We start from the raw sequence: 5290 nt of genomic DNA on the forward strand, positions 1-5290 counted from the left end.
CGTTTCAAATACAGCATTAATATATCTATCCTTTCCTGTTACCGGACCTGCTGTCGTTGTACTACAACCTCAGAACCTCCAGCCCCGACGAAGAAAGGATAAACGTCCCCGGCACCTATAACGACAAAAACTGGACATACCGAATGAAAGACACCGTAAGCTACCTCACGGACTACAACGAGTACAACATCTACATCAAGGGGCTTGTCGATGAGCGCCGCAATCGCCCCCTGGTGGATTGATGGCAGAGGAGGCTGAGTCAGGTCGTTGTGCCCCTGCCCCCTCCCCTAACCCCTCCCATAAAGGGAGGGGGATTTACAGGAAAGGATAGATATATTAATGCTGTATTTGAAACGAATAGGAAATCTGGAAGTATTCCGTGGCAGCCCCCTGCCTATGGGCGCTACGGTGAAGGGAGACGGGGTCAACTTTGCCATATTCTCCAAACATGCCACGTCCGTAACGCTGGTGGTCTTTGCCTCCGGAGTCCGAGAGCCTGTTGCCGAAATACCCCTGCACCCGTGCTTTAACAAGACCGGTGACGTCTGGCATGTATTTGTCAGGGGCGTGGGGGTGCAGACACGTTACGGCTATCGCATGGAGCGTGATGTCGATGACATGTACCCCATTCACCGCTACAACCCCGATAACATCCTGCTCGACCCATACGCAACGGCGCTAACGGGCGCCTCCACCTGGGGCAAGATATACAAACGCAGGGGAGACGACCCCGGAGAGGCATTTGCAAACACCCGCCGCTGTCTGGTCATCGAAGACGACTACGACTGGGAATACGACAAACCCCTGGAGATACCCCTGCGTGATTCGATCATCTACGAAATGCACGTGCGTGGCTTCACTGCCCATCAGTCATCAGCGGTAAGCGCCCCAGGCACCTATGCAGGGATTATCGAAAAGATACCATACCTGAAGGAGCTTGGCGTAACGGCCGTAGAGCTGTTGCCCATTGCCGAGTTTGAGGAGATGGACTCGGACCGCATAGACCCCTCCACGGGTCAGAGACTCAAGAATTTCTGGGGATACCAGCCCATATCCTTCTTTGCCCCAAAGGCGTCGTATGCCGCAGACAGCAAAAACGGCGGACAACTGAGGGAATTTAAAAACATGGTGCGCAAGATGCACGAGGCCAACATTGAGGTGATCCTGGACGTTGTCTTTAACCACACCGCCGAGGGCAATGAGATGGGGCCGTCGTTTTCGTTTAAGGGCATAGACAACTCCACGTACTACATAGTAGACCCCATAGATGGCCACTACCACAACTACTCCGGATGTGGCAACACCCTAAACTGCAATCACCCGGTGGTGCGCAACGTGATCCTTGACTGTCTGAGGTTCTGGGTGATGGAGATGCACGTTGATGGCTTCAGGTTTGACCTGGCGTCAATACTTGGGCGTGGTCGTAAGGGAGAGGTGTTAAGAGACCCGCCGTTGCTGGAACGCATAGCGGCTGACCCGATCCTGGCCAACACCAAGCTGATCGCAGAGGCTTGGGATGCCGCCGGGCTGTATCAGGTCGGGACGTTTCCCAACTGGGGACGATGGGCCGAGTGGAATGGCAAGTTCCGTGACGACATAAGACGCTTCGTAAGGGGGGAGAGCGGTATGGTCAACCACCTGACAGCCAGACTGATGGGCTCCCCGGAGATGTATAAAGAGAGCAATCGTGAACCCTGGCACAGCATAAACTTCGTCACCAGTCACGACGGCTTTACGCTCAATGACCTTGTCTCTTACAACGGCAAGCACAATGACAACAATGGTGAACAAAACAGAGACGGCACCGATGAAAACTTCAGTTGGGACTGCGGCTGGAAAGGGCCAACCAACAACGCCGATGTCAACCAACTGCGCAGACAACAGATGAAAAACTTTGCCACGCTGATGTTTATCTCCCACGGGGTTCCGATGCTCCTGGCCGGCGATGAGATAGCCCGCACACAAAACGGCAACAACAACGCCTACTGCCAGGACAACGAACTGGGATGGTTTAACTGGGACCTGACAAAAACCAATTCCGACATATTCAGGTTCTTCAAGCTGATGATCCAGTTCAGAAAGCAACACCAGCTCCTGAGACCGGACAGCTTCCTGGACGAAGACACGACCTCGGTGTCCTGGCACGGCATCAAGGTCGGCAAGCCGGACCTGTCCAATGATTCCAGGTCAATTGCAATGCTGCTCTGCGGCGAAGGACAGCAGGGCGATATCTACATGGCGGCAAACGCATACTGGGAACCACTGGACTTCGCAGTACCAAAACCCTTCACCGGCAAACGATGGTTCAGGTTTGTTGACACCGCACAGGAACACCCCTTTGATATCACAGAGATAGGCAACGAGGTCTTTATGAATGACCAGTATAACTACAAGGTCTGGCCACGCTCTGTAGTTATACTGGTGAGTAAGTAGGCGTGGATAATATAGAAAAATTTAATCTATGTATTCCGGCCTCTGCCGGAATGACAGTAAAAGGAGACAATCTATGAATCTAAACGAACATATCGATCAGGTGATTAACGCAACCAGCTCAGACCCTTTTTCCGTACTTGGCATGCATCACATCAAGTTCAACGACAAGGACGCCATTGCCATAAGGGTATTCAACCCCGATGCAAAGGAGTTGTACATTGTCCGCACGGATGCCACCAAGAAGGTCTATCAGGCAACCAGACTCAGACAGGAGGGTTTTTTTGAAACCATAGTTGAGCAGACAAACGTCTTCTTCCCCTACAAGGTAAGGATCATATCCGATGCCGGCACTACGGAGGTGTATGACCCATACTCATTCGAACCAGTGTTGTCGGACTTCGACCTGCACCTAATGAGCGAAGGCACCCACTACAAAAAGTACGAAAAGCTGGGCGCCCACGTCACTACGATCAATGGCATCACGGGAGTATTTTTTGCCGTTTGGGCACCTAATGCGCTGCGGGTCAGTGTCATTGGCGACTTCAACAACTGGGATGGCAGAAGGCATCAGATGCGTCTGCGCGGTTCCTTCGGTGTGTGGGAGCTATTTGTACCAAGTCTGCAAGAGGGCGACATATACAAGTTTGAACTCAAAGGACGGTACGGCAACTACCTGGGTACCAAGTCAGACCCGTATGGGTTCTTTGCCGAGGTCAGACCCAAGAGCGCATCGGTCGTCTACGACATCAACAAGTACAAGTGGAAAGACGATGCGTGGATGAACAATCGCCGTAAACGCAACTGGCTTGAGGCGCCTGTCAGTACATACGAGGTACATCTGGGTTCCTGGCGCCGGGTGCCCGAGGATGGCAATCGCTGGCTGACATACAGGGAGCTGGCCGAAACGCTCATCCCCTACGTCAAGGACCTTGGCTACACGCACATAGAACTCCTGCCTATCACAGAACACCCCCTGGATGCCTCCTGGGGATACCAGCCGGTAGGGTACTTCGCATGTACGTCACGTCATGGCACGCCCGATGACTTCATGTACTTTGTCGATAAGTGTCACGAAAACAATCTCGGCGTTATAATGGATTGGGTGCCGGCGCACTTCCCGCGGGACTCTCATGGATTGTCATACTTTGATGGCACGGCACTCTACGAACATGCCGACTGGCGCAAGGGTGAGCACAAGGAGTGGGGTACGCTGATCTTCAACTACGGTAGAAATGAGGTCGCAAACTTCCTCATCGCCAATGCCCTGTTCTGGCTGGACAAGTATCACCTGGATGGTCTGCGGGTGGATGCCGTTGCATCGATGCTGTACCTGGACTATTCCAAGAAGCATGGCGAGTGGTTGCCCAACAAGTATGGCGGTAAGGAAAACATCGAGGCAATAGACCTCCTGAGGCGTTTCAACGAGGTGTTGCACGGGTATCATCCGGGCATCCTGACCATAGCCGAGGAGTCCACGTCGTGGCCGATGGTGTCTCGTCCTACGTATCTGGGCGGGTTGGGATTCAGTCTCAAGTGGAACATGGGCTGGATGCACGACATGCTCCTGTACTTCCAGAAGGAACCTGTACACAGGAAGTATCACCACAACAACCTCACCTTTGCGCTCCTGTACGCCTTTACGGAGAACTTCGTCAACGTGTTTTCGCACGACGAGGTGGTCCACCTCAAACGTTCCATGCTGGATAAGATGCCGGGGGATATGTGGCAGAAGTTTGCCAATCTCAAGACGCTCTACGCCTACATGTACGCCCAGCCTGGCAAGAAGTTGGTCTTTATGGGCGGCGAGTTCGGGCAGTGGAAGGAGTGGAACGTGGACATTAGCCTGGATTGGCACCTGACCGAGCATGAGCCACACAGAAAGCTCATGGACTTTGTCAGAGACCTCAACAATATGTATAAGACTGAACGGGCCCTTTACGAAGTAGACTTCGATCATCAGGGCTTTGAGTGGATCGACTTTGGCGATTATGCCAACAGTATCGTTTCGTTCATAAGGAAGGCCAAGGACCCCGAAGACTTCATCGTCTGTGTGTTTAACTTCACCCCTGTGGCACGGACAAATTATAGAGTGGGTGTTCCCAAGGGCGGTTTTTACAAGGAGCTACTTAACAGCGACAGTGAGAGATTCTGGGGCAGCAACGTTGGCAACTGGGGAGGTTTTCATGCCGACCATGTCTGGTGGCAGGGCAGACCGTTCTCTCTGAACCTGCAAGTTCCGCCGTTGGGTGCCGTGTTCATGAAGCCCTACAGCGATGAAGTCGTCACAATCGCCGCAGAAGAGATCAAGGAGCAAGAAGCGAAGGAGCGGGAACAGCAAGTGGTTAAGGAAGCAAAGGAACAGCAGACGGCTAAAGAGCTTGCTGTAGAAAAACCGGTGACTCTAAAGACAGAGCCGGCAGAAAAGACGGTTAAAATTCAAACCAAACCAGAAGATAAGAAATAAACGATCCAGTCAGACCAATCAAAAGGGGCAACAAGGGAAGGTTTTGCCCCTTTTATGCAGGGGGAACTTAGCCAGGGGCGGCTCACTCCTGGCCGACCCCACCCACTCTCCTTCCTTGATTTACTATTCCCTCTCTTGTTTAAAAGGCAGGCGTCTGACCCGATGGCGAAATTCTTCCACAACAACGATTGCACCATCCTCAATGGCCTGCCTGGAGTCTTTTAAAACCCTGCATAGACGCTCTATCACGTGAGGTGTCCTGGTGTTATGAAGCCTGAAAATAATTACACTTATAGTACGGCCACCAGAAAGGGCTATTATCTCACCAAAATCAAGGTCAAACGTCAAAACTATACGATTTTCAGCATAAGCCTTATCAAATATTTTTCCGTT

Annotated in this window: 4 protein-coding genes; 3 read left to right on the forward strand and 1 reads right to left on the reverse strand. The window is 52.2% G+C overall.

Annotated elements, in window-relative coordinates; all coding sequences use genetic code 11:
• The first annotated feature begins 56 nt into the window (after positions 1-56).
• The 3 genes from HWQ67_RS12255 to glgB all read left to right on the forward strand — a co-directional run bounded on the left by HWQ67_RS12255 (position 57) and on the right by glgB (position 4897).
• Positions 57-242 carry a 4-alpha-glucanotransferase gene (locus HWQ67_RS12255; RefSeq protein ID WP_218252977.1) on the forward strand — a complete coding sequence of 62 codons (186 nt, stop codon included), beginning with the start codon at positions 57-59 and terminating at the stop codon, positions 240-242.
• 97 nt (positions 243-339) lie between these two features.
• Positions 340-2433: a glycogen debranching protein GlgX gene (glgX, locus tag HWQ67_RS12260; protein WP_218252978.1), complete on the forward strand. Its 2094-nt coding sequence runs from the start codon at positions 340-342 to the stop codon at positions 2431-2433.
• Positions 2434-2506: 73 nt separating this feature from the next.
• Positions 2507-4897, forward strand: coding sequence for a 1,4-alpha-glucan branching protein GlgB (gene glgB / locus HWQ67_RS12265; RefSeq protein WP_255317256.1), 2391 nt, complete (start codon positions 2507-2509; stop codon positions 4895-4897).
• A gap of 123 nt (positions 4898-5020) precedes the next feature.
• Here the strand turns inward: glgB and HWQ67_RS12270 are convergent.
• Positions 5021-5290, reverse strand: a 270-nt coding sequence (locus tag HWQ67_RS12270) for a DUF5615 family PIN-like protein (RefSeq protein WP_218252979.1), incomplete at its 5' end; no start/stop codon positions are given.

It is taken from the genome of Candidatus Magnetobacterium casense, from assembly GCF_019173545.1.
In the GTDB taxonomy this organism is placed as follows: domain Bacteria; phylum Nitrospirota; class Thermodesulfovibrionia; order Thermodesulfovibrionales; family Magnetobacteriaceae; genus Magnetobacterium; species Magnetobacterium cryptolimnobacter.